The 5,165-nt window shown below is 33.8% G+C and carries 7 protein-coding genes and 1 pseudogene; all 8 read right to left on the reverse strand.

Annotation, left to right across the window (positions count from 1 at the left end; genetic code table 11):
• On the reverse strand, nucleotides 1-251 hold a 251-nt coding region (locus T489_RS13825; protein WP_037319979.1), incomplete at its 3' end, for a hypothetical protein.
• A 77-nt stretch (nucleotides 252-328) separates the two neighbouring features.
• Nucleotides 329-1,018: a Fic family protein gene (locus T489_RS14485; protein ID WP_031580232.1), complete on the reverse strand. Its 690-nt coding sequence runs from the start codon at nucleotides 1,016-1,018 to the stop codon at nucleotides 329-331.
• A complete protein-coding gene (locus T489_RS0111895; RefSeq protein WP_031580233.1) occupies nucleotides 1,006-1,413 on the reverse strand; it encodes a hypothetical protein in 408 nt (135 codons plus the stop codon). Before T489_RS0111895 ends, T489_RS14485 begins: the two co-directional genes overlap by 13 nt.
• An 18-nt stretch (nucleotides 1,414-1,431) precedes the next feature.
• A pseudogene (locus tag T489_RS13835) lies at nucleotides 1,432-2,250 on the reverse strand (nucleotidyl transferase AbiEii/AbiGii toxin family protein); the annotation flags it as partial.
• Between the two features lie 94 nt (nucleotides 2,251-2,344).
• Nucleotides 2,345-2,815 (reverse strand): hypothetical protein, encoded by a 471-nt coding sequence (locus T489_RS0111905; protein ID WP_031580234.1) that lies wholly within the window; start codon nucleotides 2,813-2,815, stop codon nucleotides 2,345-2,347.
• Nucleotides 2,816-2,902: 87 nt separating this feature from the next.
• Nucleotides 2,903-3,511: a hypothetical protein gene (locus T489_RS0111910; RefSeq protein WP_031580235.1), complete on the reverse strand. Its 609-nt coding sequence runs from the start codon at nucleotides 3,509-3,511 to the stop codon at nucleotides 2,903-2,905.
• Nucleotides 3,512-3,532: 21 nt separating this feature from the next.
• Complete coding sequence (locus T489_RS0111915; protein WP_051622113.1) at nucleotides 3,533-3,976, reverse strand: hypothetical protein; 444 nt, start codon at nucleotides 3,974-3,976, stop codon at nucleotides 3,533-3,535.
• A 232-nt stretch (nucleotides 3,977-4,208) separates the two neighbouring features.
• Entirely contained in the window at nucleotides 4,209-4,772 is a 564-nt protein-coding gene (locus T489_RS0111920; protein ID WP_031580237.1) for a hypothetical protein, read from the reverse strand.
• Nucleotides 4,773-5,165: the final 393 nt, after the last annotated feature.

Raw genomic sequence — 5,165 nt, forward strand, 5'->3', positions numbered from 1 at the left:
ACATTCGTAGCCGGAGGCACTTCAATCATGAAAAATGAACTGCTTTCAGTGGTATCATCAGCTGACGGCTCTTTACATTTACCGGAACCACCACTGATAAGACCGAGTTCTCTCAATCTGCTGATTCTTTTCAAATAAGTCTTATACGATATTCCCTGTTCTGAAGTCCACCGAGTGGTGCTCAGACCGCTGCTCTGCTGTTCATAATACTGATTCAGCCACAGCTGATGCCTTGGATGTGTTTTAGTCATAAGATTATCTCCGTAAAATACGGTGACATCTTAAAGCGTTGTTTTTGAAAAATGAATAACCCTTGTTGCGTACACGCTTACGACTGAATCTGTCCATTCATAAATTCATGTCTAGAACTCTGATGTTCTATAACTGTTTTGATGAAGCAATTATCAGCAAGATAATCAATGATATCTTTATTTTCTTCAGTATAAAAAGCAGTTAAATGTTCTTCAAAATCAGCATATTTATCTTTCTGAATAATCAGCAAATCAAAATCTTTTTTTATCAATTGAATATTGCATAAAAAAAGAGTAGTCCTCTTATTTCCATCCCCGAACGGTTGCAGTCTGGACAAATTACAAAAACACTCTGAAACAACATATTTGTAATTATCAGGAGTAATGTTATTCAGTTTAGTAATTTCCTCTTCAACTCTTTCTTGTGAAGGAATAGGTATCTGACCTATGCATGGAATTGAACTTAAACCATTTCGTAAAGCACCAGTGAATAATGCTTGTTCCTTTGCCAGCATCGAATTTAGTTTTATATAGAGCTCTAAATCAACATTTAACTTTAAAATATCAATTGAATCCATGAAGTTTAATGTATTTATGACATTATCTATTACAAGCGACTCTTCTTCAGGGAAATCCAGCATTTCAAAGTTTTCTTTATTTAGAAGTTTTTCTGTTTGAATATCTGTAAGATTTATACCTTCAAATCTACAAAGAGACTGAGCAAAATGGATCTTTATCTCTCTTCTATAATCTTTTAAATTTGCCATTTTAAAACCTCAGTTGTTAGATTATCTACTAATTCAGAAAAGCCAATTTCATTTTGTTTATATAATGATATAAATTTATTATTTAAGTAAGCTATTTTACCTTCTCTATAAAAAAGATATATATTTTTATAAAGTAAAGTTTTTTCATTTGGCGTAAGATAAGGGATGTTTTCTGAATAATTCAATACTTCATTTATATCTTTTGATTTAAAGAAAGCACCATACACACAAAACATCTTTTGTAAAAAAAAGTAATCCTCAAAAATAATATTTTTGCATCTTTTATTTACATACATATCTACTACGTGACTATATCTTATATTCTTATGATCTATTACATTTGTATATATAGTCCATAGCAATGTGTCTTTTATTTTTGCTGGATTACATGACATAATATATTCCTTTGCAAATTAACGAGATCTTCCTTTCTTTTGACTTGTAGAAATAACATTCTCACGAGCATTATTCTTTTCCATATTTCTCCGCATCATTGCCATTCTGGGCGATACAGCAGAAGCTTGTTCCTGTGTTTCTTCATCAATTTCTTTATGAGCTTCTGCTTTAGCCTTTGCCTGAATCCGTTCATTCATGAACGCACGTCTGGAGCTGATGCTACTTTCATCCCTGGAGCTGATGTTATTTCGTGATTGATTATCCTGTTTTTCTTTTTGTTTTAAATAAATCGCTCGGGACAAGTCACTGAGCTCAAGTGATATTGATTCAGTGTCCATAATATCCCTCAATAATTGATCATCCTTTACATCAATGTCATAACGTGAAACCAAAACATCAGGATCTTTAGAAAATTCATAAAGCCTTTTAGCTGTATCGACATTAAAACTTTCTGAATAATTCTTTGCCAAAAAATGTAAATCGTACAAATCTCGGCACTTACTTCTGGTATTATCCCCATCAAAAGCGGCCTTCAACTTATAATCTATAAGCTGTTCTATCGGAGCATAACGGATTCCGTCTTTTACGCACACCAAGTCTTCTTGTATTGGCGTTCTGTATGAAATCTCAATTTTTAATTTATCTGTTAATTTTATTGCATCGACAGAATAGTCAATTAAATATCTTGTAACTGTTTCAGTATCTTTCTTTATGTTGATATTTAACAATCTAATGCCTAAAGGAAACGCTTCGTTTATTTTATTGAGCAGATTAAGACGTTTTGAAGAGTCAAAATCTAAATCTTCCGAAAATCTTGTAAGTCCATATCCTAAATAAAGGGCTGCCCCCTTTAAGAACTAAATGAGTATCGCTCAATTGTTTCAAAATACACGTCATTAAATTTTATGATAAAAATTCTTTGATTCAGTACTATTCCGCTATCGGATTTTTTTTCTTCCATGCCTCTAAAATCTCTAGTTCTCTTTGGGATAATTTGTTTTCCATTATATCTATGAGTTCATAAACTCTTTTCTTGTCTTCAATACTTGGAAACCATTCATCTAACATCACATAACCTAGTTCTCCAGATTGAAGCACTGAAATAAACAAATAATCAACACAAGCTCTAGGATGATCTGCTATCCATACAGGGGAATTTTCTGGATAGTATCCCATTTTATTTAACCTGTCTGTTCCGTCTATTACGCCCGTACTCCCTAAAAGGCTATTTGTATTGTATCTTTGTCCTGTGCCAAATATAAACAATTCCTGCCGATCATCTCTATCATTATCTAAATAACCTGAACTATGCCAATCACCAGTATCATCAGGACTATGGATATTCAAAGCGACCTTACTACTTACATAAATATCTTTTGACGTTGGTGGTATATATAACATATATCCTCCTCACTTATTATCAATGACTTCTAATTGTTTAGCCCACTCTTTAGAAATAATAACGTTCATTTTAGCCCACTAAATACATTATAAAACAGAATAATCGTCACTCATCAATAGTCTTTCCATCTCCTCCTGAGTATATTGTTTGGAGTGAGCTCTAATGTCTTCTGCCAATTCCTCTGAAAAGCGACGTCTTTTTTCACAAAGAGCCTTATATTCTTCAGGATGTTCTTTCTTTAACTTATCTAATGCTACCCTTCTTTCATGGGAACGTCTTTTATAAATTTCACTTCTAACATTTCTGACGTAATCTTCAGATTGTTCGCAATACTGATCATCAAGAATACTGATATTATTCTCGTAACGATAAATCATTAAATTAGCCAAGATTTCATCATTTGCATTAGGATCTTCTTTTAGTAACGATTCTGGAAATAATTCATCATCTCTGCAAAAAGAAAACAGATCCAGCATTCCTCTAAGCTCATCCATGTGAGACATTAGAAATTTTACCTGTTCTTCATGAGATTTATCTTTTACCTGTTCAATCAAGGCAACATAAGCCTTTTCGTATTCAAAAGCGTTTTTCTTATCCTCTCCACTCTCTGAATATACAATAAGTTCATCAGCAGAAGGAAAACCTAAAGGCGTCCCCTTCCTAAGGTTAAAATCTAGTTCTTTATTGTTAATCATCTATTAGTCCTTTCAAAAATTCTAATCATCACATTCTACAGTAATAATTCCATCACGGTCTTGCAGGTCACCATTGAAATCGCACTTACCGTCACCGAACTTAAAGTACCAGAAGATGTAAATCCAAGCAATTGGAGCAAGGAATACGGCAAACGAAAAGCACAAAACCATAGTTACCAGCTTTGCAATCAACCAAATGAAAGCATTAGCGATAAGCACGTTATCACCCATTATCCAGTTAACAACTGATTCGTAAACGAATCTTGAGAACGGATAAATTAACCAACTGATTGCCACAAAAGCAAAACCTTGTACCTGATTCCAGTTAATCACCGTGTGAGTTGCCATATCAGTCAACGGCATGTGAGTTAAAACAATCAATGGTAATGGTGAAATTAAGATAAAGTGTCTTAAATAGTAAGCTGGCTGAAGTCCACCAAAAATCCAACCTAATTTTCTGAACATAGTATCACCTCTATTGTAACTTAACCTAAGTTCATTATATGCCTGTATAGAATAAATACAAATAGTTTTTATACTTATTTTATGATACACCTATCAATTCATTGAAATTTAACAAATATCATCAAAATTTATGTTGTTTATTCTCAAAATAAAAAACTCCCAGAGTTTTATCTTCTGGGAGCAAAAGCACGAACTCTATTCTTACAGTAATTATCGCTTCATCTTGTGATCCTTACTTCTGGCCTGATGACTGTTCATTGTGTTTTTTTGCGTTTTCTTCCATCGCCTTCATTCTTTCAGACTTCTGTTCATTTTCCTGTTGGACAGCAGAGTCATCTGTCCTGCTTTTCTTATTGGCTTCTTCCTGAATGAACTGAAATCTTTCACTGTTCTTTTCCTTGTTGTCGTTAACCTTATCTACAGTCTGAGCTTCTTTAACATTCTTATCGGTTTCAGTTTCCGTTCTGGAGGCTGTTTTATTAACCATTTTATCCTTAATCTTATTTTTTGTTGTTCTTAAGGTATTCAGCTTCTTATTTGCTGACTCAAAGGCTTCATATGTCTCACGCAAGCCCTGTTTATGTGCCTCAAGCCCTTGCTTTTCTTCTGCTGTGTACTCAGTATCTTTCAGACGCTCCTCGGTCTCTCTGAGTTCCTTACGCAAATAATCCATTGTTTCTTTTATGGTTCTTGAGGTTTCAAAATCGAATGAATCACCCTGTTTCTGCTGACCGCTTTTATCCCTGGCATTTTCTTGAGTGGACGTAATGTGATTTAGTAGGCCAGCTTTAACCAAATTACTTTACCATCGTTAACCAAATAGTTTACCACCTCTAACTTAATTATCAGGCCATCTATAATTTTTTCTGGCAGATTTGTTTACCACGATTAATCTAATTAGCAGGCCATTGTTAACTTTTTTACTTTACCGCACTTAACCTTAATATGTTACCAATGAAGGATAACCAGCATAACCGCCGATTATCCTATTCGTCAGTTACTTAACTCATGTTAAACGATCGTAAAAGTTGACCACCTAAACGAATAAAAGTTGACCACCTGCAAACAAGAAAAAACAGACAACGGAGTGGTCATGAAAAAAGCCAAAAATCGTAAAATGCCGGAATATCTCGTAAGGAAAAAACGGTATTACAAGATGTTTGATTCAATCTTTCAAAATCAGATCAAT

The sequence above is a fragment of the Ruminobacter sp. RM87 genome (assembly GCF_000701925.1).
In the GTDB taxonomy this organism is placed as follows: domain Bacteria; phylum Pseudomonadota; class Gammaproteobacteria; order Enterobacterales; family Succinivibrionaceae; genus Ruminobacter; species Ruminobacter amylophilus.

What these genes read in the sequence shown, in the direction of transcription:
- T489_RS14485 (WP_031580232.1), bottom strand. Translation starts at nt 1,018, where the DNA reads ATGGCAAATTTAAAAGATTATAGAAGAGAGATAAAGATCCATTTTGCT.
- T489_RS0111895 (WP_031580233.1), bottom strand. Translation starts at nt 1,413, where the DNA reads ATGTCATGTAATCCAGCAAAAATAAAAGACACATTGCTATGGACTATA.
- T489_RS0111905 (WP_031580234.1), bottom strand. Translation starts at nt 2,815, where the DNA reads ATGTTATATATACCACCAACGTCAAAAGATATTTATGTAAGTAGTAAG.
- T489_RS0111910 (WP_031580235.1), bottom strand. Translation starts at nt 3,511, where the DNA reads ATGATTAACAATAAAGAACTAGATTTTAACCTTAGGAAGGGGACGCCT.
- T489_RS0111915 (WP_051622113.1), bottom strand. Translation starts at nt 3,976, where the DNA reads ATGTTCAGAAAATTAGGTTGGATTTTTGGTGGACTTCAGCCAGCTTAC.